At 73.3% G+C, this 23,501-nt stretch carries 22 protein-coding genes and 3 pseudogenes; 17 read left to right on the top strand and 8 right to left on the bottom strand.

The window, feature by feature from the left end:
- Positions 1–68 precede the first annotated feature (68 nt).
- Positions 69–2,405, top strand: a complete 2,337-nt coding sequence (locus AC38ZX_RS01025) for a hypothetical protein (protein ID WP_491296009.1) — start codon at positions 69–71, stop codon at positions 2,403–2,405.
- Here the strand turns inward: AC38ZX_RS01025 and AC38ZX_RS01020 are convergent.
- Positions 2,368–3,108, bottom strand: coding sequence for a glycosyltransferase family 2 protein (locus AC38ZX_RS01020; RefSeq protein ID WP_426595846.1), 741 nt, complete (start codon positions 3,106–3,108; stop codon positions 2,368–2,370). The two genes, AC38ZX_RS01025 and AC38ZX_RS01020, sit on opposite strands and share 38 nt — an antisense overlap.
- 489 nt (positions 3,109–3,597) lie before the next feature.
- Positions 3,598–4,422 (bottom strand): DUF5926 family protein, encoded by an 825-nt coding sequence (locus AC38ZX_RS01015; RefSeq protein ID WP_426594035.1) that lies wholly within the window; start codon positions 4,420–4,422, stop codon positions 3,598–3,600.
- A 130-nt stretch (positions 4,423–4,552) separates the two neighbouring features.
- On the opposite strand from AC38ZX_RS01015, the pseudogene pgm reads away from it, so the two are divergent.
- Positions 4,553–6,225 (top strand): annotated as a pseudogene (gene pgm, locus AC38ZX_RS01010) (phosphoglucomutase (alpha-D-glucose-1,6-bisphosphate-dependent)).
- A 74-nt stretch (positions 6,226–6,299) separates the two neighbouring features.
- On the opposite strand, the gene AC38ZX_RS01005 reads toward pgm, so the two are convergent.
- Positions 6,300–6,593, bottom strand: a complete 294-nt coding sequence (locus AC38ZX_RS01005; RefSeq protein WP_491296008.1) for a GNAT family N-acetyltransferase — start codon at positions 6,591–6,593, stop codon at positions 6,300–6,302.
- 59 nt (positions 6,594–6,652) lie between these two features.
- Here AC38ZX_RS01005 and AC38ZX_RS01000 point away from each other — a divergent pair, with 59 nt between their 5' ends.
- Positions 6,653–7,948, top strand: coding sequence for an MFS transporter (locus AC38ZX_RS01000; protein ID WP_426594032.1), 1,296 nt, complete (start codon positions 6,653–6,655; stop codon positions 7,946–7,948).
- Positions 7,949–8,060: 112 nt separating this feature from the next.
- On the opposite strand, the gene AC38ZX_RS00995 is transcribed toward AC38ZX_RS01000, so the two are convergent.
- Positions 8,061–9,338, bottom strand: coding sequence for an MFS transporter (locus AC38ZX_RS00995; RefSeq protein WP_491296007.1), 1,278 nt, complete (start codon positions 9,336–9,338; stop codon positions 8,061–8,063).
- Positions 9,339–9,448: 110 nt separating this feature from the next.
- Here AC38ZX_RS00995 and AC38ZX_RS00990 point away from each other — a divergent pair, with 110 nt between their 5' ends.
- Positions 9,449–9,958, top strand: coding sequence for a gluconokinase (locus AC38ZX_RS00990; protein ID WP_491296006.1), 510 nt, complete (start codon positions 9,449–9,451; stop codon positions 9,956–9,958).
- Positions 9,959–9,980: 22 nt separating this feature from the next.
- Here AC38ZX_RS00990 and AC38ZX_RS00985 read toward each other — a convergent pair whose 3' ends face one another.
- Genes AC38ZX_RS00985 through AC38ZX_RS00975 form a run of 3 tightly spaced genes read right to left on the bottom strand, consistent with a single transcriptional unit; the run spans position 9,981 to position 11,605 of the window.
- Entirely contained in the window at positions 9,981–10,811 is an 831-nt protein-coding gene (locus AC38ZX_RS00985; protein WP_426594030.1) for an ArsR/SmtB family transcription factor, read from the bottom strand.
- A 40-nt stretch (positions 10,812–10,851) separates the two neighbouring features.
- The gene (locus AC38ZX_RS00980) at positions 10,852–11,328 is read right to left on the bottom strand and encodes a DUF427 domain-containing protein (RefSeq protein WP_426594029.1); all 477 of its coding nucleotides are present in this window, start codon (positions 11,326–11,328) and stop codon (positions 10,852–10,854) included.
- The gene (locus AC38ZX_RS00975; RefSeq protein WP_491296005.1) at positions 11,306–11,605 is read right to left on the bottom strand and encodes a YtxH domain-containing protein; all 300 of its coding nucleotides are present in this window, start codon (positions 11,603–11,605) and stop codon (positions 11,306–11,308) included. Before AC38ZX_RS00975 ends, AC38ZX_RS00980 begins: the two co-directional genes overlap by 23 nt.
- A gap of 125 nt (positions 11,606–11,730) precedes the next feature.
- On the opposite strand from AC38ZX_RS00975, the gene AC38ZX_RS00970 reads away from it, so the two are divergent.
- The 13 genes and pseudogenes from AC38ZX_RS00970 to AC38ZX_RS00910 form a co-directional block, all read left to right on the top strand.
- Entirely contained in the window at positions 11,731–13,653 is a 1,923-nt protein-coding gene (locus AC38ZX_RS00970) for an alpha-amylase family protein (RefSeq protein ID WP_491296004.1), read from the top strand.
- Positions 13,654–13,756: 103 nt separating this feature from the next.
- Positions 13,757–14,671: an NAD-dependent epimerase/dehydratase family protein gene (locus AC38ZX_RS00965; RefSeq protein WP_426594026.1), complete on the top strand. Its 915-nt coding sequence runs from the start codon at positions 13,757–13,759 to the stop codon at positions 14,669–14,671.
- Positions 14,668–15,594 carry an RNA polymerase sigma-70 factor gene (locus tag AC38ZX_RS00960; protein ID WP_491296003.1) on the top strand — a complete coding sequence of 309 codons (927 nt, stop codon included), beginning with the start codon at positions 14,668–14,670 and terminating at the stop codon, positions 15,592–15,594. The genes AC38ZX_RS00965 and AC38ZX_RS00960 overlap by 4 nt, the downstream gene beginning before the upstream one ends.
- 50 nt (positions 15,595–15,644) lie before the next feature.
- Positions 15,645–16,001: a VOC family protein gene (locus AC38ZX_RS00955; RefSeq protein WP_491296002.1), complete on the top strand. Its 357-nt coding sequence runs from the start codon at positions 15,645–15,647 to the stop codon at positions 15,999–16,001.
- Positions 16,002–16,232 (top strand): annotated as a pseudogene (locus AC38ZX_RS00950) (SDR family NAD(P)-dependent oxidoreductase); the annotation flags it as partial.
- A gap of 76 nt (positions 16,233–16,308) precedes the next feature.
- Positions 16,309–16,878, top strand: coding sequence for an SDR family NAD(P)-dependent oxidoreductase (locus AC38ZX_RS00945; protein WP_491297269.1), 570 nt, complete (start codon positions 16,309–16,311; stop codon positions 16,876–16,878).
- Between the two features lie 79 nt (positions 16,879–16,957).
- A complete protein-coding gene (locus tag AC38ZX_RS00940; protein ID WP_491296001.1) occupies positions 16,958–17,692 on the top strand; it encodes a M15 family metallopeptidase in 735 nt (244 codons plus the stop codon).
- The gene (locus AC38ZX_RS00935; protein WP_491296000.1) at positions 17,640–20,390 is read left to right on the top strand and encodes a helix-turn-helix transcriptional regulator; all 2,751 of its coding nucleotides are present in this window, start codon (positions 17,640–17,642) and stop codon (positions 20,388–20,390) included. Before AC38ZX_RS00940 ends, AC38ZX_RS00935 begins: the two co-directional genes overlap by 53 nt.
- A 53-nt stretch (positions 20,391–20,443) precedes the next feature.
- On the top strand, positions 20,444–20,857 hold the full coding sequence (locus AC38ZX_RS00930; protein ID WP_491295999.1) for an SDR family NAD(P)-dependent oxidoreductase: 414 nt from the start codon (positions 20,444–20,446) through the stop codon (positions 20,855–20,857).
- Positions 20,854–21,219 (top strand): SDR family NAD(P)-dependent oxidoreductase, encoded by a 366-nt coding sequence (locus tag AC38ZX_RS00925; RefSeq protein ID WP_491295998.1) that lies wholly within the window; start codon positions 20,854–20,856, stop codon positions 21,217–21,219. Before AC38ZX_RS00930 ends, AC38ZX_RS00925 begins: the two co-directional genes overlap by 4 nt.
- 19 nt (positions 21,220–21,238) lie before the next feature.
- Entirely contained in the window at positions 21,239–21,424 is a 186-nt protein-coding gene (locus AC38ZX_RS00920; protein WP_491295997.1) for a hypothetical protein, read from the top strand.
- Complete coding sequence (locus AC38ZX_RS00915; RefSeq protein ID WP_491295996.1) at positions 21,421–22,065, top strand: alpha/beta hydrolase; 645 nt, start codon at positions 21,421–21,423, stop codon at positions 22,063–22,065. Before AC38ZX_RS00920 ends, AC38ZX_RS00915 begins: the two co-directional genes overlap by 4 nt.
- A 26-nt stretch (positions 22,066–22,091) precedes the next feature.
- A pseudogene (locus tag AC38ZX_RS00910) lies at positions 22,092–22,796 on the top strand (alpha/beta fold hydrolase); the annotation flags it as partial.
- A 194-nt stretch (positions 22,797–22,990) separates the two neighbouring features.
- Here AC38ZX_RS00910 and AC38ZX_RS00905 read toward each other — a convergent pair.
- Positions 22,991–23,488, bottom strand: a complete 498-nt coding sequence (locus AC38ZX_RS00905; RefSeq protein WP_491295994.1) for a substrate-binding domain-containing protein — start codon at positions 23,486–23,488, stop codon at positions 22,991–22,993.
- Between the last annotated feature and the right edge of the window lie 13 nt (positions 23,489–23,501).

Here is a 23,501-nt window from a genome sequence, read left to right as displayed (position 1 = left end):
GGTGGTGATCCCGGGCCTGGGACTCGGGTACGCCCGGGTCGAGGGTAGTGCGCCCGTAGGCTGGAACGGTGCCGACCCCTGTCCTCCCGCGCGCGCCCCGGCGTCGGCTCCTGCGCATCCTCGTGCTCGCGCTGGTCGCCGGCGTCGCCGGACTGACCCTGGCGGGCCCCGCGCAGGCGGCTCCGACCGCGACCGCCGAGGCCGCGCCGCCCGTCCTGCTGGTGGGCGTCACCGGCCTGCGCTGGGACGACGTCGGCGCCCTGACCACGCCCGCCCTCTGGAGCCTGTCCCGTGAGGGCGCGATCGGCCTGGTGGCCGCGCGGAGCGTGGCGGCCCGGTCCTGCCCCGTCGACGGCTGGCTCGTCGTCTCGACCGGCACCCGCGCTGCGGACGCACCGGCCGCCGACCGGACCTGCCGCACCCTGCGGTCCCCCGGGTCCGACGGCACCGTGCCCGCCTGGTCGGACTACCTCGAGGCGGCCGCGGCCGAGTCCTACGGTGCGAAGCCGGGCATGCTCGGCGACGCCCTCTCCGACGCGGGCACTCCGGTGTCGGGCTTCGGCCCGGGCGCCGCGATCGCCCTCGCCGACAGCACCGGCCACGTCGTCGGGACGCACGCGAGCGTGCCAGGCTCCGCGGCCGGGATCACCCGCGCGCTGCGCGACTCGCTGTCGACGTCGGCGCTCGTCGTCCTGGACGCCGGCTCGATCCGCGACCCGGGATTCGCGACGACGAGCCGGCCGGAACCCGTCGCCACCGAGGCACCGCTGCCCGAGCTGCCCGGCGTGGTGACCGAGCCGGACCCCGTGATCACCGGACCCGACGCGATCACCGAGCCCACCCGCGAGTCGCAGGTGCAGGCCGTCGACGACCGGATCGCCGCCGCCCTCGCCGGCGCGCGCGCGTCCGGCGCGACGGTGCTGGTGGTCTCCCTGGCGGACTCCGGTCGCGCGACCCTCCAGCTCGCCGCCGCCACGGGTCTCGCACCGAACGGCGACCAGTACTCCCAGGCCCTGCTGACCTCCGGTTCCACGCGGCAGAAGGGGCTCGTGCAGTCGGTCGACGTCACCCCGACGCTGCTGGACAGCATCGGGCTCGACGACGCGGCCGCGGCTCTGACGGGCGCGGACATCCTGCCCACCCCCGGACCGGCCACGGCGGTCGGTCGGCTCGCCTTCCTCGTCGACACCCAGAAGCACTCGTCGCTCATCGGCCCCCTGAGCGCCACCTACTCCAGCCGGCTCGTGCTGGTGCAGGCCGTCCTGTTCCTCGCCGCGGCGATCATCCTGACCCGCAAGGGCCGGTCGGACGCCCGCCCCCTGCGCCCGGCGCTGCGCATCCTGTGGGTCGCCGCACTGGCCCTGGCCGCCGCCCCGGTCGCCTCGTTCCTGACCAACGTCGTGCCCTGGTGGCGTGGCGACCGACCCGGCAGCGCGTTCTGGTGGACCCTCACCGGCTGGATCGTGGTGATCACCGTCGCGGCCCTCGTCGGACCGTGGCGCAAGAACCTGCTCGGGCCGGCCGGGGTCGTCTCCGGCGTGACGGTCGTGGTGCTGGTGATCGACGCGTTCACCGGCTCCAACCTCGTGATCGACTCGCCGATGGGCGCGCACCGCCTCCTGGCCGCGCGGTTCTACGGGATGAGCAACCAGGCGTTCGCCCTGCTCACCGCCGGCGGGCTCCTGCTCGCGGTCGCCGTCGCGGACCCGCTCCTACGACGCGGGCACCGTCTTGTCGCCACCTGGTTCGTCGCGCTCCTCGGCCTGCTGCTCGTGGTCGTCGACGGTGCGCCCGGCCTCGGCAGCGACTTCGGCGGGCCGCCCGCGCTCATCCTGGCGTTCGCGATGCTCACCATCGTCGTCAGCGGTCGCAAGGTGAACTGGAAGGCGCTCCTGCTCATCGCCGCGATCGGCGTGGCCGTCGTCGGCGGCTTCGCGGTGATCGACTGGCTCCGACCCCCCGACCAGCGCACCCACCTCGGCAGGTTCTTCGCCACCGTCCTCGACGGAGGCCTGTGGGACGTGGTCAGCCGCAAGATCTCGGTGAACCTTCGGGTCCTGACGTCGTGGCGCTACCTCGTGCTCGCGATCGGCGGTGTCGCCCTGACCTGGCTGGTGATCGCCGGCGGCCGGCCGAAGCGCGGCGCCCTCATGGGGACCGGCGGCTCGATGGCCGGCCTGCGTCAGGCGGTCCCGCTGCTGCGTCCGGCGGTCGCCGCGATCGCCGCCGCCCTGGGCCTCGGGTTCCTCATGAACGACTCCGGCATCGTCGTGCCGGCCACCGGCATCGCGCTCGCCGTGCCCTGCCTGGTCGCGGCCGCCGCCCAGTGGCGGCTGGGTGCGCCCGAGGGCACGGTTCCCGACGAGGTCAGTGGTGCGTCTGTGGAGGCTGCGGACTCGGTGTGACGGTCCGCTTCACGGCCCCGGCGGCCCGGCGCACGCGGCGCGCGTTCACGGCCAGCTGGACGTCACGGTACTGCGCGGCCCGGTGCACCTGACCCTTGAAGTCGCTGCCCGACGGGCGGTGCCGCAGCTCGCACGGCACCTCGATCACGCGGAAACCCGCGCGGAGCAGGTCGATCGTCATCCCCGTCTCGACGCCCCACCCGCGGGCCAGCGGCGTCGCCGCCTCGAACGCGGCGCGCGTCAGGCAGCGCATGCCTGACAGCGGTTGCGTCGGGGTCCACCCGGTCATCGACGCGATCGCCCGGCGGGCCGCCCCGACGACGATCCCCCGTCCCCCCGCGCCTGGCTGCGGCGGCAGCAGCGCGATCGCGAGGTCGGCGTGACCCTCGAACACCGGCGGGACGAGCGGCGCCGTGTTCACGGCGGTCTCGCCCAGGTCGCCGTCGATGAAGAGCAGGATGCGCGGCTGACGGTCGGGGGCGTCTCGCATGGCGACGACCGCCGCGCCCGTCTCCATCGCCGCCGCCTTGCCGCGGTTGTGCGAGTGCCGGACGACCACCGCACCCGCATCGCGGGCCACGTGCTGCGTGTCGTCCTCGGAGCCGTCGTCGACCACCAGCACCAGGTCGACGTGCGGGATCGCGCGCGCCGAGCGGACCGTCGCGGCGATCCGTCGGGACTCGTCCTTGGCCGGGATGATCACCGCGACGCGCTGTCGCGCCTTGTGTGCCGCCGCCTTGCGCGCGTCGGTCGCCGCCTTGCGGGCGTCGCTGACCGCGGGCTGGCCCGGTGCGGGCGACACGGATCCGTCGGCGGGTGGGATCTCGGCCGGCTCGTCCTTCGCGACCGCGTCCGTGGCCTCGGTCCGTGCAGCGGCTTCAGCCCTCGAGGAGGCGGCCCCGCTCCTCGCGACCTCGTCCGTGGTCTCGGTCCGTGCAGCCGCTTCAGCCCTCGAGGAGGCGGCCTCGCTCCTCGCGACCTCGTCCGTGGTCTCGGTCCGTGCAGCGGCTTCAGCCCTCGAGGAGGCGGCCTCGCTCCTCGCGACCTCGTCCGTGGTCTCGGTCCGTGCAGCGGCTTCAGCCCTCGAGGAGGCGGCCTTTCCGCCCTTGCGCATCACACCACTCACCCTAGCCACCGATGCCGCGCGAGCCGGTTCTCGGGCGCGGGTTGGACGCCCGTTCACCCGGTGGCGTCAGCGGAGCGTGACCTGGCGGGCGACGAGGCCGGCGCGGGCACGGCGGGCGTTCGCATCCAGGGGCGTCGTGTCGGCGATCGCGGCGAGGAACGCGTCCTTGAACGCGGCGAGCGGCGCCTCGACGTCCTCGGCCTCCGAGCCCTTGGCCAGCTCCCAGACGGGGACGACGAGCCCGCTCGACCGGAAGTAGCCGACGAACTTGGCGCCCTCGAAGCCCGACTGGCGCGCGCCGTGCAGGCGAGCGAGCCCGTCGAGGACCACCTGCTCGTCGAGGGGCTGCGCCCAGCGCAGGAACTCGCGGGCGCCCATCCGGCACCAGTAGGCGGCGTCGGCGGCCTCGAGCTTCTTCGTGTCGATGATGCCGGCATCGGCCTCCTCGATGGCGGCGACGAGGTCCGCGGTCCGCTCCGTCTCGGGGTCCAGCCAGTAGGCGAAGGACTCCTCGATGGTCACGACGAACGGCACGGACAGGTCGAGCACGTCCTGCAGGCGGGGGCCGGACTCGGGCAGTCCGATCGTCTCGACGGCCGTGCCGGGCTCCGAGTCGATGGCCTCGAGGAGCGCGTGCGCGAGGTCGCGGCTGGTGTCGCCCGAGCTGCTCGTGGTCTGCAGGGCCAGCAGGATCGTGCCGTCGGCGCGGTGCAGCGCGGGCCAGCTCGTCGGCAGCACCGTGGTGACCAGAACATCGACGGCGCCGTGGTCCTTGGTGGTCCGGGCGGTGGCGGTCGCCGCCGGGACGAGCTCCTTGAGCGCGACCCAGTCGGGCTCGGCGGGGAGCCCCTCGAACGGACGCAGCACGAAGTCGGACGAGTTCTTGGCCATGCGGTCAAGGCTACCGGCGGTGCCGTCCCCGGCTGAACGGGGGTCGGGGGCCGACCGCTCGTTCGTCGCTACCCTGCGAAATCGCAGGTCGGGGGGTGCGCACGTCACGCCCGTGCGGGAGGATCGGGAGATGGACCCGCGCGCCGGAACACTCGCCCAGCCGTCCGACCTCGTCGACCTGGACGCCCTCACCGGCGCCTACTACGACCGGGAACCCGATCTGGACGATCCCGCACAGCGGGTGGCGTTCGGCACCAGCGGCCACCGCGGATCGGCCCTGGACACGGCGTTCAACGAGGCGCACATCGTCGCGATCACGGCGGCGATCGTCGAGTACCGACGCAGTCAGGGCACCGACGGTCCGCTGTTCATCGGCCGCGACACGCACGCGTTGTCGATGCCGGCCTGGCGCTCCGCGCTGGAGGTCCTCGCGGCGGCAGACGTCGAGGTACGCATCGACGCCCGCGACTCGTACACGCCGACACCGGCCGTCTCCCACGCGATCCTGCGGCACAACGGCGCCGGTACCTCCGAGGGGGTACGCACGCACGGTCCCGGGCTCGCCGACGGCATCGTCGTGACCCCGTCGCACAACCCGCCCCGCGACGGTGGGTTCAAGTACAACCCGCCCCACGGCGGGCCGGCGGACTCCGACGCCACCGGGTGGATCGCCGACCGCGCCAACGAGATCCTCGCGACCGGCTTCCGGAACGTCCGCCGCGTCTCGCTCGACCAGGCGGTGGCGGCCGACACCACGCTGCGGCACGACTTCCTGTCGTCCTACGTCGCGGACCTGGCCAACGTCATCGACGTCGAGGCGATCCGGACCTCGGGCGTCCGGATCGGCGCGGACCCGCTGGGCGGTGCCTCCGTCGAGTACTGGGGGGAGATCGGCGAGTACTACGGCCTCGACCTGACCGTCGTGAACCCGACGGTCGATCCGCGGTGGGCGTTCATGACGCTCGACTGGGACGGCAAGATCCGCATGGACTGCTCGTCGCCGTACGCGATGGCGTCGCTCGTGCAGCGCATGGCCGGCGACCCGCCCCCGTTCGACATCGCGACCGGTAACGACGCCGACTCCGACCGGCACGGCATCGTCACGCCCGACGGCCTGATGAACCCGAACCACTACCTCGCGGTCGCCATCTCCTACCTGTACGGCGGCGCGCGGCCGGGCTGGCGCCCCGGGACCGCCATCGGCAAGACGCTCGTCTCGTCCAGCCTGATCGACCGGGTGGCAGGCAGCTCGGCGCAACGCTGCTCGAGGTCCCGGTCGGGTTCAAGTGGTTCGTGCCCGGGCTGGTCGACGGGTCCGTCGGGTTCGGCGGCGAGGAGTCCGCGGGCGCATCGTTCCTGCGCAAGGACGGCACCGTCTGGACCACCGACAAGGACGGCATGCTCCCCGCGCTGCTTGCCTCGGAGATCCTGGCGACGACCGGCAAGTCGCCCTCCCAGCACCACCGCGAGCTGGTCGACGAGTTCGGCGCGTCCTGGTACGCCCGCGTCGATGCCGTCGCGACCCGTGAGGAGAAGGCCACGCTCGCGGCGCTGACCCCGTCGCAGGTGACGGCGACCACGCTGGCAGGCGAGGAGATCACCGCCCGGCTGACGCAGGCCCCCGGCAACGGCGCGTCGATCGGCGGCCTGAAGGTCACGACGAAGAACGCGTGGTTCGCGGCACGCCCGTCCGGCACCGAGGACGTCTACAAGATCTACGCCGAGTCGTTCGTCTCGGCCGAACACCTGGCCGAGGTCCAGTCCGAGGCGAAGAGCGTGGTCTCGGCAGCCCTGGCCGGCTGACCCACAGCTCGAGCCCTTCGGCCTGCACCGGCACGTCGGGGCGGCGATCGGGGTGACCCGGCCGTACCCGGTCGTCAGCTCTTCGAGTGACGCACGAGGTCCTGGTAGTCGGGGTGCCGCGCGATCCAGCCCTTGACGTACGGGCAGTACGCGACGACGTCGCGGCCGCTTGCCCGCACCGCGTCGAGCGCCTCCCGGACGAGGGTGCTCGCGATGCCGTGCCCCTCGAAGCGCGGATCCACCTCGGTGTGCGTGAAGACGACTGTCGTGCCGACCGTGTCGTACATCGAGAACGCCACCACCACGCCGTCGGTGACCGCCTCGAACCGGTGCTCGTCCGGCGCGTCCCTGACCTGCACATCCACCATGCCCTCGATGGTGGGGCATCGGGCGCGCCGAGCGATAGGCCTGATGCGACACTGACCACATGCTCCAGCCGTACCGAGACGTGCTGTCGCGTCCCGGGGCCGTCGCCTTCTCCGCGTCCGGCGTCCTGGCGCGGCTGCCCATGTCGATGGTCGGCATCGGGATCGTGCTCATGGTCTCGTCGCTGTACGGCTCCTACGCGCTGGCCGGCGCCGTCTCCGCGGTCTACGTGGTGTCGCAGGCGATCTGCTCGCCCCAGCTGTCCCGGCTGGTCGACCGGCACGGGCAGGCACGGATCATGAACCCGTCCGTCGCGATCGCGGCGTTCGGTCTGGTCTGGCTGATCGTCTCCGCGCTGGCCGGGGCGCCCGCCGGCTTCCTGTTCGTCGGCGCGGTGGTCACCGGTGCGTCCATCGGGTCGTTCGGGTCGCTGGTGCGGGCGCGCTGGGCCTCGTTGCTCGGCGACGACGCCCATCGGATGCATACCGCCTACTCGCTCGAGTCGGCGCTCGACGAGCTGGTGTTCGTCGTCGGACCCGTGGTGGCGACGCTGCTCGCCACGGGCGTCGCGCCCACCGCCGGCCTGGTGGTCCCCCTGATCGCCATGCTCGCCGGTGGGTACTGGTTCCTGTCCCTGCGCTCGACCGAGCCGCCGTCCGCGCCGGTCGGCTCCCCCCGACCGCGCGGGTCGGTGCTGGCCAGGCCCGGCATGATCGTGCTCGCCATCGTCTTCGTCGCGATGGGCTCGATCTTCGGCGCGACCGACGTCTCGACGGTCGCCTTCGCCGACGAGTCCGGCTCCAAGGGCCTGGCCGGCGCGATCCTCGCGGTGTTCGCGCTCGGCTCGCTGATCTCCGGGCTGCTCTACGGCACCCGCCAGTGGAAGCGGCCCCTCTACCTGCGGTTCGCCAACGGGATGGTGCTGCTGGCGGTCGGGGTCTGCGCGTTCTTCTTCGTGCACTCGCTCGCGGCGCTGGCCGCCGTGATGTTCGTCGTCGGGTTCGCCATCGCACCGACCCTCATCAACGGCAACGGGCTGGTGCAGGAGCTGGTGCCGCGGTCCCGGCTGACCGAGGGGCTGACCTGGGTGGGGACGTCGCTCGGGGTGGGCGTCTCGATCGGGTCCTCCGTCGCCGGCGCCCGCATCGACGCCGCCGGGTCGCACGCCGGGTTCCTCGTCGTGGTGGTCGCCGCCGCATGCGCCGTCGTGGCCACCCTGGCCGCCCTGCGGACACTGCGCGGCGACCCGACGGAGCACGTGCACGACTCGGTGGAGCCGGGCTCGCCGTCGTCGACGGGCGGCGCCGCGGTGGCCGCCTGCGAGATCGCCGAGTCGGTCGACCCGTCCCGGCCGTGATCCGGCCGGGCGCGTGACGGACCTGAGCCGGTGAGCTCGTGGGTTGCCGACGAGGTCGTCGGTCGCGACCCACGAGTCGTCGCTGGGTCACGATCTCGGCGCCCGGGAGGGGCTAGGGGACCGGGTGGCGGGCGTCGTAGTCCCAGAACGAGCGCTGCGAGCGGACCAGCAGCGTCAGCAGGATCACGCACAGGCAGCCGCCGATGACGGCCGCCCAGCCCTCGCCGATGTGCTCGGCCGCGCCCCCGAGCATCGCCTCGCCGAGGCGCGGGCCGCCCGCGACCACCACGATGAACACGCCCTGCAGCCGACCGCGCATGTCGTCCGGGGTCGCGGTCTGCAGGATCGTCTGGCGGAACACCGCGCTCACCGCGTCGCTGCCGCCGGCGACCACGAGCGTCAGCACCGCGAGCGCGAGGGCGACCCAGAGCACGTGATCGGGGTGCGTCCCACCGGTCACCACGAGCACCGCGCCGAAGCCGGCGATCGCCAGCCCCCAGATCACGATCGCCACGCTGATGATGCGACCCTGCCAGCGGATGCGGGTCAGCCGTCCGGAGAGCAGCGCCGCGAGCATGACGCCGACGGCGGCCGCGGCCGTCATCACGCCGGTCGTCGTCGCGCCCCCGCCCAGGTAGACCAGCCCGACCGCGGGGAACAGCACGCGAGGCGACGAGGTCAGCATGGCGACGAGGTCCACGGCGAACGTCATGCGCACGTTCTTCTGGGTGCCCAGGTAGCGGAACCCGTCGATCACCGAGCTGATGCCGACGCGGCCCGTGCTGGCGGTCAGCGGCGGCTGCGCCGGCAGGCGGAACACCGCGACGAGCGCCGCCGTGAACAGCAGGGCGTCGACGGCGTAGGCGGTCGCGTACGAGAACGCGGCGACCAGCACGGCACCGAGCAGCGGCCCGAGGGTGAACGAGATGCTGTTGCCGAGCGTCTGCAGCGCGTTCGCGGCCGGCATCAGCCGGGGCTCGAGCAGGCGCGGGATGATGGCCGACCGCGCGGGCGCGTTGACGGCGAACGCACCGGACTGGATGGCCACCAGCACGAACAGGACCCAGACCTCCTCGACGCCCGCCCAGGCCTGCACGGCGAGCAGGAGCGTGACCGACCAGGTCACGAACGCGCTGATCAGGGCGACCGTGCGGCGGTCGTAGTGGTCGAGGATCGCCCCGCCGTACAGCCCGAAGACCACCAACGGGACGAGTGCGAAGAGGCCGAGCAGACCCACCGAACCGGTCGACCCGGTGAGGTGGTAGACCTGCAGCCCGACCGCCACGACCGTCAGCTGCGCGCCGAGGTTCGAGATGCTCAGCCCGAGCCAGAGCCGCCGGAATGCCGGGCTGACGCGCAGCGGCGTCAGGTCCATGGCGAGGGAGGGCACCGCGTGAGTTTAGTTGCCCGGGGCTGCGCTCTCGTCGCGAGGCCCATGTCCCGAGGCCCGTCGACGTCGAGCGAGGGTGGGCACGGCAGAGCGCGTGGGAGGGTGGGCGCGTGGAGCATCTGGTCGTCATGGGCGTGTCCGGGACCGGGAAGTCGACGGTCGGGCGGCTGGTCGCGGAGCAGCTGGGCAGGCCGTTTATCGAGGGCGACGAGCTGCACCCCGCGGCCAACATCGACAAGATGCGGGCCGGCATCCCGCTGACCGACGACGACCGCGGCCCGTGGCTCCGCGCGGTGCGCGACGCGATGGACGACGCCGGCGGCCCGACGGTCGTCGCGTGCTCCGCGCTGCGCCGCTCGTACCGCGACATCCTGCGGACGGCCGACGGCCGCGTCCGCTTCGCGCTCCTCGTCGCGACCCCCGAGGAGCTGGCCCGGCGCCTGGCGGCCCGACCGGGCCACTTCATGCCGCCGAGCCTCCTGGCCAGCCAGCTGGCCACCTTGGAACCGCTCGCCCCGGACGAGGACGGGATCACGGTCCGCTCGGACGACGACCCGGTGGCCACGGCGACCGCGGCGGCGCAGGCCCTGACGGAGGACCCGCAACGTCCGCACCCGTGAGCGCGGACGTTGCGGGCGAGCGTCAGCCTTGCAGCGGCGCGCCCGTCTCCAGCAGGGTCTTGAGGTCGGAGAGGACCTGCGGCCAGCCGCCGCCGAACTGCGGCAGGTCGCCCGAGAGCAGGGCCGCGCTGCGAGGCGCGTTGGTGACGTCGTGCGTCAGGGTCAGCTGCGTGACGCCCTCGCCGCGGGGCTCGAGCTCGTAGGTCAGCCGCTGGAAGCCCTCGGCGCGTGCCTCCTCGTCCCAGAGGGTGCGCCAGGTGAGCACGAGGCGCGCGTTCTCGACCACCTCGATCACCTCGCCGTCGATGATCGGCTGGTCGGCGGGCATGCCCATCTCCGGCGACGGCAGCGTGCGGAACGCGCCGCCCGGCACGAGGTCGTAGTAGGACGGCGACCCGTAGCCGTAGCGGGCGTTCCACTCGGGCGACGTGATCGCCGTCCAGACGCTGGCGGCGTCCGCCTTGATCCAGATCCGGTTGACCACCAGAACGGTGGCCGTCTCGGTGCTCGTGCTCGTGCTCATGGTCGACTCCAGTGCGGTCTTGAGGTCGGTGAGGGCGTGCAGACGCTCCGCCCCCAGCAGGTCGTACTTGTCGATCCACCGTTCGTGGATCAGCTGGATCGGGACGGCGTTGAGGAAGTGCAGCTTCTCCCGCCCCGATCTCCGGGTGACGACGAGGCCCGCCTCCTCCAGCACCGACAGGTGCTTCATGACACCGAACCGGGTCATGTCGAGGCCCTCGAGCAGCTCCGTCAGCGTGCGGCCGTCACGCGTGAAGAGCTGGTCCAGGAGGTGCCGGCGGGTTGCGTCGGCCAGTGCCTTGAACACCTGGTCGTCGCGGTCCTCGTCCATAGCGACGACAATAGGTGACCATTTGGTCACACGTCAAGACCTACCAGCCGAACGTGCCCGGGCCGCCCTTGAACGGCCCCGTCACGCGAGACGTGATCCACCCGCCGTAGAAGCCACCCGCCTGCGGCTGCACCGGCTCGCCGTCGACGGTGCAGGCCAGGTCGGTCGCATAGAGCGCGACGCGGTCCTCGAGCACCTCGTACCCCGGCAGCGGCGACGGGTAGCCCCAGCCCACGCGGGACAGGACGCGGCCGCCCGCGCGGACGGAGAAGTACGTCGCGGCGCCCTTGAACTCGCACACCGACGACCCGCCGGCCCGCTGGAGGACGCCGGGCGCGAAGGCGTCGAGGGGCAGGTAGTACGCGGGTGGGTGGCTGGTCTCGAGCACACGCACGCTTGCCCGCGTCGACGCCACGAGCACGTCCCCGAGCCGCACGACGACGAGCTCGTCGGACGGTTCGACCCGGGGCGGCCGGGGGTAGTCCCAGACCGACTCAGTGGGCGGGGTTGGCGTCATCCGCGTCCATCAGGGGCTCGACGGGCTCGTCGTACTTCGTCGTCGATCCCGACGTGGCGCTCTTCGCGGTGTCGACCGCCTTCTCCCAGAGTGCCGCACCCTGCTGCTTGGCGAACGCGGCGGCCTGCGCCTCGTACTCCTGCACGTAGCCCTGCACGCGCGGATCCGCCCAGACGTCCGAGGCGAAGACGCGCAGCTTATCCAGCTGCCGACGCCCGGACTGGGTGCCGAACAGGTAACCGACGGCGACGCCGACGATGAACACGATCCTCTTCATGCGCGGGACCTCCAGATGAGTCGGGCGAGGCTCCGAGCCTAGGCACCGTTCCGGCTGGACGCGCGATGGTTGCCGGGCCAGGGTGGCAATGAGCCGTACGGGTCACGACGGGAGGCGTCTCCAGGATGAGCGCGACGCTGCCCCCCGAGGTCCGCGCGGCCGCAGACGCGGGGCTGGCGAGCATCGACGCCGCCCGCCGTGAGCTGTTCGGGCTGCGGCTCGAACGCTGGTGGCCCGACCTGCGGGACGGCGTCGAGGCGATCTATCCCGGCGAGGCGGGCCGGGTCCTGCTGGTCGACCTCGTCGGGGCCGCCGCCCGCGCCTACGCCGTGCGGGACCCCGACCTGCACCGGCTCGACCAGGAGCGCACGCTGGCGCCGGACTGGTTCCAGCAGCCGCGGATGCTCGGCTACGCCGCGTACACGGAGCGGTTCGCCGGCGACCTGCGGGGCGTGCGCGAGTCGGTGGACTACCTGCGCGACCTCGGCGTCACCTACTTGCACCTCATGCCCCTGCTGCGCCCCCGCGACGGCGACAACGACGGCGGCTACGCGGTCGCGGACTACCGGACCGTCCGCCCGGACCTGGGCACCATGGACGACCTCCGCGCACTGGCCACCGACCTGCGGCGCGTCGGCATCAGCCTCGTGCTCGACCTGGTGCTCGACCACGTCGCCCGCGAGCACGAGTGGGCGCAGCGGGCGCGGGCGGGTGAGCAGCGGTACCGGGAGTACTTCCACCTGTTCCCGGACCGGAGCGTCCCGGACGCCTACGAGCGCACCCTCTGGGAGGTGTTCCCGGACTTCGCGCCGGGCAGCTTCACGTGGGACGACGACATCCAGGGATGGGTGTGGACCACGTTCCACGCGTACCAGTGGGACCTCGACTGGTCCAACCCGGCGGTGCTGGCCGAGCTGGTCGACGTCGTCCTGTTCCTGGCCAACCAGGGCGTCGAGGTGTTCCGGCTCGACGCGATCGCGTTCCTGTGGAAGCGGATGGGCACCTCCTGCCAGAACCAGCCCGAGGTGCACGCGATCACGCAGGCCATGCGGGCCGTCGCGCGGATCGCCTGCCCCGCCGTGGTGTTCAAGGCGGAGGCCATCGTCGGGCCGGCCGACCTGGTGCAGTACCTGGGCACGGGCGCGCACCACGGCAAGGTCAGCGACCTGGCGTACCACAACGGCCTCATGGTGCACGTGTGGTCGATGCTCGCCTCGAAGGACGCGACGCTCGCGGCGCACGCCCTGCGCGCGCTCCCGCCGATCCCGTCCAGCACCGCCTGGGTCACGTACGTGCGGTGTCACGACGACATCGGCTGGGCCATCGGCGACGAGGACGCGGCCGCCGCGGGGCTCGGCGGGTACCTGCACCGGCACTTCCTCTCGGACTGGTACGCCGGGTCCTTCCCCGGCTCCGACGCCCGCGGGCTCGTGTTCCAGCACAATGCGGCCACGGGCGACCGGCGGATCAGCGGCACCGCCGCCAGCCTGGTCGGCCTCGAGACCGCCCGGGCCACCGGCGACGGGGTCGACGCCGCGATCGACCGCCTGCTGCTCGCGCACGCCGTGGTCCTCGGCTGGGGCGGCGTCCCCGTCCTGTGGTCCGGCGACGAGCTCGGTCTGCCGAACGACCCGGTGTGGGACCAGGAGGACGGGCACGCCGACGACAACCGCTGGGCGCACCGGCCGCGCCTCGACCCCGCCGTGGTCGCCCGGCTGGACGATCCGTCGTCGATCGAGGCTCGGGTCTACGGCGGCCTGCGGCACCTGGCCCGCGTCCGGGCGACGCTGCCGCACCTCCACGCGGCCGTCGCCAGCGAGGTGCTGGCGCCGGACGACTCCGGCGTGCTCACGATCGTGCGCCGGCACCCGCTCGGCCCGATGGTGGCCGCCTACAACGTCACGGGCGACTGGCGGCCCTTCCCGGGCGCACGGCTGCGGGCGATCGGGCTGGACGGCTCGCGCGACGCCCTCACCGGCACGCAGACCGACCTCGGCGCCGACGACGCCCTGTGGCTGGCCCCGTGGAGGGCGGTCTGGCTGATCTGACCGCTGACGGCATGTCACAACGCCCACCCCTGCCTCGTCTCGGGTTCCGACGGAGGTTGCGACGAAGGTCGCGACGACGCTGGACGACCCAGGAGGAACGGTCATGCGGGTGTTCGTGGCGGGCGGTACGGGAGTAGTGGGCCGGCGGCTGGTGCCGCAGCTGGTGGCGCGAGGGCACGACGTGGTGGCGACGACGAGCAGGCCGGGCCGGGTGGACCTCATCGAGGGTCTGGGCGCCGCGGCCGTCGTGATGGACGGGCTGGACGCCACCTCGGTCGGCGAGGCGGTCGCCGCAGCCGGCCCCGACGCGGTCGTGCACGAGATGACGGCGATCAGGGGAAAGCCGGACATGAAGCACATGGACCGCTGGTTCGCCGTCACCAACCGGCTGCGCACGGAGGGCACCGACCACCTGGTCGCCGCCGCGTCCGCGACCGGCGCGCACCTGGTGGCGCAGGGCTACGCCGCCTGGAACGGGATCCGCGAAGGCGGCTGGGTCAAGACCGAGGAGGACCCGCTGGACCCGGGGATCAGCAGCGCCCAGCCGAACTTCGACGCGATCGGGCACCTCGAGACGGCGGTGCTCGGCGCGGGCGGCGCCGTCCTGCGGTACGGCGGCCTCTACGGACCGGGCGCCACCGACGACCAGGTCGAGCTCGTCCGCAAGCGCCAGTTCCCGCTCGTCGGGAAGGCCCAGGGCTACACGTCGTGGATCCACGTGGACGACGCCGCGAGCGCCACCGTGCTCGCCATCGAGCAGAAGGTGACCGGCGTGTTCAACATCGTCGACGACGAGCCCGCGCCCGCCGACGTGTGGCTGCCCTACCTGGCGCAGTCCGCGGGGGCCAGGCCGCCGATGCGCGTGCCGGTCTGGGTCGCCCGGATGCTGGCCGGCGACGTGGCGGTGACGATGATGACCGAGGGCCGCGGGTTCTCGAACGCGAAGGCCAAGCGCGAGCTCGACTGGGAGCCGCGCTACCCGTCGTGGCGCCAGGGGTTCAGGGAGGGCATCGGATGAGCCGGGCCGACGAGTTCGAGGAGCTGCGGCCGCTGCTGTTCGCGATCGCCTACCGCATCCTGGGCAGCGTCAGCGAGGCGGAGGACGCGGTGCAGGACGCGTGGCTGCGCTTCGAGTCGACCGCCACCGAGCCCGTGTCGACGAAGGCGTTCCTGTCGGCGGTGGTCACGCGGATCTCGATCGACGTGCTGCGCTCCGCACGCGTGCGGCGCGAGCAGTACGTGGGGACCTGGCTTCCCGAGCCGCTCGTCTCGGACCCGTACGAGGACCCCGCGCGCGCCGCCGAGCTGGCCGACTCGGTGTCGACGGCGGCGCTCCTGCTGCTCGAACGCCTCACCCCGCTGGAGCGCGCCGTGTTCGTGCTGCGCGACGTGTTCGGGTACGACTACCCGTCCATCGCGTCGATCGTCGGGCGGTCCGAGCCCGCGTGCCGACAGCTCGCCGGCCGCGCCCGTCGGCACATGGACGCCGGCCGGCCCCGGTTCGACGCCGACCGGCGCGAGCGCGAGGAGCTGGCTGCGCGGTTCTTCGACGCGATGCGCGAGGGCGACGTCGACGGCCTGCGCGAGCTGCTCGCCGCCGACGTGCAGATGATCGGCGACGGCGGCGGCAAGGCGCCGCAGTGGGGAACCGGGATCTACGGTGCCGACAACGTGGCCCGCGTGCTGGCCACCAACGGTCCGCTGTTCGTGCAGGTCGGCGTCACGGTCGAGCTGCGCGAGGTGAACGGTCAGCCGGGCGCGGTCCTGCGCGACCGCGACGGCCGGGTGGTCAACACCCTCACGCTCGACGTGCTCGGCGGGCGCATCCAGGCGATCCGGTCCGTGCTGAACCCCGACAAGCTCGGGCACGTCGGCCCGGTCGCCGACGGATTCGCGCTCATGCGGGAGGCCAACCAGGTACGTCGGTCGCCCGCCGGCTGAGCCACCCGATCGAGATCGAGTCCGCGACGGCCGCCTGGCAGGATCGGCTCATGGAACGCGTGGTGGGGATCGGTGGGTACTTCCTGCGATCGGCGGACCCGGTGGCGCTGGGGGCCTGGTACCGCGAGTGCCTGGGCCTCGACGCCGACGAGAACGGGTTGTGGTTCCCCGACGCCGGGCCGACCGTGTTCGCGACGTTCGCGTCCGACACCGGCTACTTCGGCTCGCCCGACCAGCAGGTGATGCTCAACTTCCGCGTCCGCGACCTCGACGCCATGCTCGCGCAGCTGCGCGAGCGTGGCGCCTCGGTGGTCGGGGAGCCGGAGTCCATGGAGGGCGTCGGCCGGTTCGGCTGGGTCACCGATCCCGAGGGCAACCGGATCGAGCTCTGGGAACCCGTCTCGTAGGTGTCCGATCCTCGACGCCGCCGCACGTACGGTGTCGAGGTGGCCCAGCAGAAGACGATCGTGCTCACCGGCGCGTCCGACGGCATCGGCGCCGCCGCCGCGCGACAGCTGACCGGCCACCGCCTCATCCTCGTCGGACGCTCCCCGGCCAAGACCGCGGCCGTCGCCGGGGCGCTCGGCGCCGAGCACCACGTCGCGGACTTCGCGCGGCTCGACGGCGTGCGCGAGCTCGCCGCCCGGATCCGCGAGACCACCGACCACGTCGACGTGCTCGCCAACAACGCCGGCGGGGTGCTCGGGCGCCGCGCTGACGGTCGACGGGATCGAGAAGACCCTGCAGGTCAACCACCTGGCGCCGTTCCTGCTCACGCACCTGTTGCTCGACCTGTTGCAGGCCGGCGAGGGCAGCGTGGTGAACACGTCCAGCTCGGGCGCGCGGCTGATGAGCCGCCTCGACATCTCCGACGTGCAGAACGAGCGGTCCTACCGTCCGGGCCGCGCTTACGGCGACGCCAAGCTGGCCAACATCCTGTTCACGCGCGGGCTGCAGGCACGGTACTCGTCCACGGGGATCAACTCTGTCGCGTTCGACCCCGGCAACGTGCGCACCAACTTCGCGGCGGGCTCCTCCAGCCTCGTCCGGCTGGTCTACCGCACGCCCCTGTCCCGGCTGGTCCTCATCCCGGCCGAGAAGGGCGGCGCCAACCTCGCGTTCTTCGTCGACGGCACCGCCGGCACCACCTGGCTGCCCGGCCGGTTCTACACCCAGACGGCGCTGGCCACCCCGGGCCAGACCAACCCCCGCATCTTCGACGACGCGCTCGTCGACGCCCTCTGGGCGCAGAGCGCTGCACTCGTGGGACTGCCCGCCGCCTGATCGTCTGCCCCCACGGGCGGACGGCCGACGAGTCCCCGGGTTGATGTGCGGGGCGTCGCGCGCGACGGAACCTGGGGGCATGACGCTCTACGTCGTCCCTCGCCGTCTCCGCCGACCCCGGCGCTACCTCCTCGCCGTGGTCGTGGTCGCCCTCGCCGCCACCGCCGCCGTCGTCGCATCCGCGCTCTCGCGCCCGTCCGACGCGGCCGCCCGACCGCTCGCAGGAGCCCGGGCAGCGGTGCTGCCGGCGACCGGCCTGGAGGGCGTCGACCAGGACCTCGCCGACCGGTTCGCGGCCGCCCGGGCCGCCGCGGCCGCGGACGGGATCACCCTGCGGGTCACCTCCGGCAAGCGGTCCGTCGCCGAGCAGCAGAAGCTGGTCGACGACGCCGTCACGAAGTACGGCTCGACGACGGAGGCCCATCGATGGGTACTGCCGCCGGAGTCGTCGGCGCACGTGCAGGGGCTGGCGCTCGACGTCGGGCCGACGGCCGGGGCGCTGTGGCTCGGGAAGCACGGCGTCGACTTCGGCCTGTGCCGGACGTACGCCAACGAGGTGTGGCACTTCGAGAAGCTTCCCCGCCCGGCTGACGGCCTGCCCGCCCATGCACGAGGACTCGTCGTGGGGCTGGCGCTGAACGAGCCGTCCCAGCCCGAGAGACGGCGCCGGAAAGGCTGGGCCCCTGTTCGTCGGCAGGGTACGTTCACGGCAGGTGTCGGACGATCGTTCTGGAGCGAATGCCCAGGTCACGGCCCGCAACATGAGCGAGGGCAAACCGATGGCCGGGGAACGCGGGCACCTCGTCGGCCGTGACGCCGAGTCGCTCGCCCTGCGCCGGCTGGTCGCGGACGCGTCGGGTGGTCTGGGCCGCTCGATCGTCGTCGTCGGCGAAGCGGGCATCGGCAAGAGCCGCCTGCTGCAGCAGGTCGTCGACGGGGCGCACGGTCCGCGCGTGCTGCGGGTGGCGGGTTCGGAGCCCGAGCAGCAGATGAGCTACGGCGGCCTGCACCGGATCCTGCGTCCGCTCGAGGACGAGGTCGGCCGACTCCCGGAACCGCAGCGGACGGCCCTGCAGGTGACGTTCGGCGAACGCGCGGGACCGGCGCCGAGCCAGTTCCTCGTCGGGTTGGCGACGCTGACGGCTCTCGGGACGGCCGCGCAGGCGCAACCCGTGGTCTGCGTCGTCGACGACCTGCACTGGATCGACCGGGAGACGCTCGACGCGCTGGCCTTCGTCGCGCGACGGCTCGAGCGCGAACGCGTCGCACTGGTGCTCGCGACCCGTGACGACCCAGCGACCTTGACGGCGCTCGCCGGCGTCGACCGCAGGATCCTGCACGGACTGACGCCGGCGGCGGCGACGGCGATGCTGTCCGACCGGGTACCGGAGCGCCTGCGCGCGTCCGTCGTCGACAGCATCGTGGAGCACTGCAACGGCAATCCGCTGGCGGTGCTCGCCCTGGCCCGTTCGCTGACCCCCCAGCAACGAGCCGGGAGCGCGGCCCTGCCCGACCTCCTGCCGATCGCCACCGGGGTCCAGGAGTACTTCCTACGGGCTGTCGCCGCGTTGCCCGACCCGACGCAGGAGTTCGTGCTCGTCGCGGCATGCGGATCGGCGGACGATGCCTCGACCGTCTGGCGAGCGGCGCACGCGCTCGGGCTCTCCGCGCAGGACGCCGACCCCGCCGACGTCGCTGACATCTGCTCGGTCCGCGCCGAGGTGCGGTTCAGTCATCCGCTCGTCCGCTCGGCGATCTACGGCTCCGCGGCACCCCAGCAGCGCAGGGCGGCGCACGCCGCGCTCGCGGAGGCGACCGGCCCGACCGATCCCGACCGACGGGCGTGGCACCTGGCCCAGGCGGCCGGCGCCCCGGACGACGCGGTGGCGGCCGAGCTGGAGCGCTCCGCGGACCGCGCCCGGTCCCGGGGCGGGTACGCCGCGCAGGCGTCGTTCCTTGAGCGCTCCGCCGAGCTCACGACGGAACCGTCGCTCGCCCTGCGCCGTGCCCTCGACGCGGCGGAGGCATACGTGCTCTGCGGTGACCTGGCCACGGCGGCGGTGCTCGTGGAGCGGAGCACGCCGTCGTCGACCGGCCCGCAGCGCGCACGGGGGCTCCGGATCGAGGCCGAGATCGACATCGCGAGGGCGCACCCGGCCCACGCCGCCGCAACCCTCATGCACGCCGTCGCGGGGGCGGCCGCCGGTGACACCGACTTCGTCCGGGGGTGCCTGTTCGACGCGCTCCTGTCGGCGATCATGGCCGGCCGCTACCTGAGCGGCACGACGCTTCGGGCGGTGGCCGCTGCGACGCTGTCGACGGCCGTCCGGCGACCGCAGCACGAGGCGCTCGACGGCCTGCACGATGCGTTCGCCGTCCGGGTCGGGTCGGGTTACGGGCCTGCGGTCGGGCCGCTGCGCGACGCCGTCGAGGCCTTCGCCGCCGATGTCGGCGACCTCGGCCGCCACAACGTCAGCGCCGTCATGCTCGCGATGATGGCGTGCGACGACCTGTGGGACGAGGCGGCTCGGGAGGCCCTGTTCGGCAGCCTGGAGCTGCCCTTGCGTCGGGAAGGAGCGCTGGTCGCGCTCGCCGTCATCCTGTCCGGCCAGGCCGGCGGGCTGGTCCGCCAAGGGCGCTTCGCCGAGGCGGCCGTCATGTACGCGGACGGTCAGGACGTGAGCGCCGCGTACGGGGTGCACCACGACGTGCCGACGATCCTGCTCTACGCCTGGCAGGGTCGCGCGGAGGAGGTGCAGGCCCGTGCCGACGTCGTGCGCTCCCAGCAGGAGCTCGGCGTCTGGGCCTCCCTCGGCAGTCAGGCCCTCGCGATCCTCGCGCTGGGTCGGCAGGACTACGCCACCGCCCGGGACCTGCTCAACGAGCTGTACGACGACGACACCCCCGGCATCTCGAGCCCGACGCTGCCGGACCTTGTCGAGGCCGCCGCACGTGCGGGCGACCACACCTCTGCCCGGCGCGCCCTGGACCGGCTCACCGACCGGGCGACGGCGGCCGCGACGCCGTGGGCGCTCGGTGTGCTCGCTCGCTCCCAGGCGCTGCTCGCCACCGACGACTCGGCCGACGGCCTGTTCGCCGACGCTCTGGGACACCTCCAGTCAACGCGCGTCGCGACCGAGATCGCTCGCACGCACCTCCTCTACGGGGAGTGGCTGCGGCGCGCCGGACGCCGGACCGACGCCCGGGTGCAGCTGGGCCGCGCACACGACATGTTCGCGGCGATGGGCGCCGACGCCTTCGCCGAACGCGCGCGTTCGGCCCTGCTGGCCACGGGCGCGCGCGCGAAGGCCGCAGTCCAGCCGACGGGCGACGCGGCGCTGACGCCGCAGGAGTCCCGGATCGCGGCGCTCGCCGCTCAGGGGCTGACCAACGCCGAGATCGCGACCAGCCTGTTCGTCACGGCGTCGACCGTCGAGTTCCACATGACCAAGATCCTGCGCAAGACCGGCACGCGGTCCCGTCGTGAGCTCCGGGGCCTGCTGGCGCGCTGACTGGGGTCTTTCCCGGGTGCGGACATCTCGGGCGCCGTGGTCCGGTGGGGGTCATGGACACGGAGCTGGCAGGCAAGGTCGTCGTCGTCACCGGTGCGAGCCGCGGGATCGGTCTCGCGATCGTCCGCGCGCTGGCCGCGGAGGGCGCACAGGTCGTCGCGGGGGTGCGGTCGTCGAACGCCGACCTGGAGTCGCTCGACGTCCAGGTGGTCACCGGCGACCTGGCGACCCCGGAGGGACCGGGGCTGCTCGTCGAGGCCGCGGTGGCCGCGCACGGCCGGCTCGACGTGCTGGTGAACAACATCGGCGGCGTCCGGCCCCGGCTCGACGGCTTCGCGGCGGTCTCCGACGACGACTGGCTGTGGGCGTTCGCCACGAACCTCATGCCGGCCGTGCGGGCCACCCGCGCCGCGCTGCCGCACCTGCTGGCCTGCGCGCCGTCCTCCGTGGTGACGATCAGCCCGTGAACGCGGTCCTCGCCGACCCGGCGGTGATCGACTACAGCGCCGCCAAGGCCGCCCTCTCCAACTTCAGCAAGTCCCTGTCTCGGGAGGTCGGACCCCTGGGCGTCCGCGTCAACACGATCAGCCCCGGGCCGGTCGCCACCGACCTGTGGCTCGGCGGCGGCGGCGTCGCGGAGACGATCGCCGCACGCACCGGCCACTCGTCGGCGGAGGTCGCAGCCGGCGCGGCCGCCGACTCCGCCACCGGCCGGTTCACGCGTCCCGACGAGGTCGCCGACCTCGTCGTCCTGCTGGCCGGATCCCGCGCCTGGAACGCCACCGGCATCGACATCCGCATCGACGGCGGCCTCGTCACCACCCTCTGACCCTCCCCAGGAGATCGCCATGCCCGCACGGACCACCCGCACCGCACGCGTCGTCGTGCGCACGGTCGCGACCTCGCTCCTGCTCGTCCTCGCCGCCGCGTTCACGATGGGCAGCGCCAGCGCGCACCGGCCCGAGGCGCCCAAGCCGACGATCGTCCTGGTGCACGGCGCGTTCGCGGACGCATCGAGGACTGGTCCGGGGTGACGCAGCGGCTGCAGCGCAAGGGCTACACCGTCTACGCCCCCGCCAACCCGCTGCGCGGCATCGCCCCCGACGCCGACTACCTGCGTTCGTTCCTGGCCACGATCCCGGGCCCGATCGTGCTCGTCGGCCACTCGTACGGCGGCGCGGTCATCACCAACGCGGCCACCGGGCTCTCGAACGTCCGCTCCCTCGTCTACGTCGCCGCCTACGCACTCGACGAGGGCGAGAGCATCGGTGCGGCGAACGCCCTGGGCGGCGGCACGGCGCTGCTCGGCCAGCACATCGTCGTCCGCCCCACGACGGGCGCCGCACCCGGTGACGTGGACGCCTACATCGACCCGGCGTACTTTCGGGACGTGTTCGCGGCAGACCTGCCGGCAGCGCAGGCTCAGATGATGGCTGCGGGTCAGCGACCTCTGCTCGCCTCGGCTCTCGGCACCCCGTCCGGGGTGCCCGCCTGGAAGACCATCCCGTCCTGGTACGTCGTCGCGACCAAGGACCACGCCATCCCACCGGAGGCCGAGCGGGCGATGGCCGCCCGCGCCGGCTCCCGCACCACCGAGCTGAACGCGTCGCACGTCGTGATGCTCAGCCGCCCTGACGCCGTCGTCCAGGTCATCCTCGACGCCGCCGGCCGATAGCCCTCACCCCTCACAAGGAGAACGCCATGTCCGAGACCCCGCCCGTCGTCCTCATCCACGGCCTCTGGATCCACGCGTCCGCCTGGGCGCCCTGGATCGACCTGCTGGCCGCCCGAGGCTTCACCGCGACCGCACCCGGCTGGCCGGGCGAGGCCGCCACGGTCGCGGAGACCCGCGCCGACCCGGACCCCCAGAACGACGTCGGCATCACGGCGATCTGCGAGCACTACGCCGAGCTGTTCGCGTCCGAGGGGATCAAGCCGATCGTCATCGGCCACTCGTTCGGCGGCCTCATCGCCCAGGAGCTGCTCGCCCACGACCTCGCCGTCGCGGCCGTTGCCATCGACCCCGCGCCCATCCGGGGCGTCAAGGCCCTGCCGTTCTCGCAGCTCAAGTCCGGCCTGCCGGTCCTGGGCAACCCGGGCAACAAGAAGCGCACCGTCGCCCTGACCGCCAAGGAGTTCAAGTACAGCTTCGGCAACGCACTGAGCCAGGAGGAGTCGGACGCGCTGTGGGAGGCCGTCACGATCCCCGGCCCGGGGCGCCCCCTGTTCGAGGACGCCGCCGCCAACTTCTCGCGGCACTCCCCGGCTCAGGTGGACACCCACACGGCTGTGCGCGGCCCCCTGCTGCTCACCTCGGGCTCCGTCGACCACACCGTCCCCGCCAAGGTCACCCGCGAGGTCTTCACGCTCTACTCCGACAACGAGGCCTCCTCGACCGAGTACCACGAGTTCGAGGGCAAGGGTCACTCGCTGACCATCGACGCCGGGTGGTCCGAGGTCGCCGAGGTCGTGCTGGACTGGCTGGCGACGAAGGGCTTCGGGGCCACCGCGCCCGCGGCCACCGACGCGGCGAGCGCGTACCGCTCTCACGGGGTGGCGGCCAGCCCGCCGCCACCCCGTCGCCGCGCCCGTCCGTCGCCTCAGCGCGTGACCGGGCGGGTCGACTGCCGCACGATCAGGTGCGTCGGCAGCGGCGTGTCCGCCGTGGCGCTCTCGGGCTCCTCCACGGCGACCAGCACCTTCTGCATGATCAGCTCACCGAGCGCGGCGAAGTCCTGCCGGACCGTCGTGAGGGCCGGGTAGAGATACCCGGCCTCGGGCACGTCGTCGAACCCGACGACGCTGACCTCCTCGGGGACGCGCAGGCCCCGCTCCCGGAGCGCGGACATGAGGCCGATCGCCATGTGGTCGTTCCCGACGAACACGGCCGAGTCGGGTGCGACGTCCAGGTCGGCCCCGAGGCGGTAGCCGCTGGCCGCCGACCAGTCGCCGTGCAGGGGCTCGACGACCTCGAGGCGGCGCGCGGCGAGCTCGTCGCGCCAGCCCCGCACGCGCTCGATCGCATCGGGGGCGCGCTGTGGGCCGGCCAGGTGCAGGATGCGCTCGTGGCCGAGCCGCCAGGTGGCGCACGGCGGCACGTGCCCCGCGGTA

This window comes from Cellulomonas sp. McL0606 (genome assembly GCF_058248365.1).
This window is presented reverse-complemented; position numbering and strand designations above follow the sequence as displayed.

Bases quoted from the DNA above. Each gene is read 5' to 3' on its own strand.
- AC38ZX_RS01015 (WP_426594035.1), bottom strand. From the start codon at position 4,422: ATGGCCAAGAACTCGTCCGACTTCGTGCTGCGTCCGTTCGAGGGGCTC.
- AC38ZX_RS01005 (WP_491296008.1), bottom strand. From the start codon at position 6,593: ATGGTGGATGTGCAGGTCAGGGACGCGCCGGACGAGCACCGGTTCGAG.
- AC38ZX_RS01000 (WP_426594032.1), top strand. From the start codon at position 6,653: ATGCTCCAGCCGTACCGAGACGTGCTGTCGCGTCCCGGGGCCGTCGCC.
- AC38ZX_RS00985 (WP_426594030.1), bottom strand. From the start codon at position 10,811: ATGGACGAGGACCGCGACGACCAGGTGTTCAAGGCACTGGCCGACGCA.
- AC38ZX_RS00980 (WP_426594029.1), bottom strand. From the start codon at position 11,328: ATGACGCCAACCCCGCCCACTGAGTCGGTCTGGGACTACCCCCGGCCG.
- AC38ZX_RS00975 (WP_491296005.1), bottom strand. From the start codon at position 11,605: ATGAAGAGGATCGTGTTCATCGTCGGCGTCGCCGTCGGTTACCTGTTC.
- AC38ZX_RS00970 (WP_491296004.1), top strand. From the start codon at position 11,731: ATGAGCGCGACGCTGCCCCCCGAGGTCCGCGCGGCCGCAGACGCGGGG.
- AC38ZX_RS00965 (WP_426594026.1), top strand. From the start codon at position 13,757: ATGCGGGTGTTCGTGGCGGGCGGTACGGGAGTAGTGGGCCGGCGGCTG.
- AC38ZX_RS00960 (WP_491296003.1), top strand. From the start codon at position 14,668: ATGAGCCGGGCCGACGAGTTCGAGGAGCTGCGGCCGCTGCTGTTCGCG.
- AC38ZX_RS00955 (WP_491296002.1), top strand. From the start codon at position 15,645: ATGGAACGCGTGGTGGGGATCGGTGGGTACTTCCTGCGATCGGCGGAC.
- AC38ZX_RS00940 (WP_491296001.1), top strand. From the start codon at position 16,958: ATGACGCTCTACGTCGTCCCTCGCCGTCTCCGCCGACCCCGGCGCTAC.
- AC38ZX_RS00935 (WP_491296000.1), top strand. From the start codon at position 17,640: ATGAGCGAGGGCAAACCGATGGCCGGGGAACGCGGGCACCTCGTCGGC.
- AC38ZX_RS00930 (WP_491295999.1), top strand. From the start codon at position 20,444: ATGGACACGGAGCTGGCAGGCAAGGTCGTCGTCGTCACCGGTGCGAGC.
- AC38ZX_RS00920 (WP_491295997.1), top strand. From the start codon at position 21,239: ATGCCCGCACGGACCACCCGCACCGCACGCGTCGTCGTGCGCACGGTC.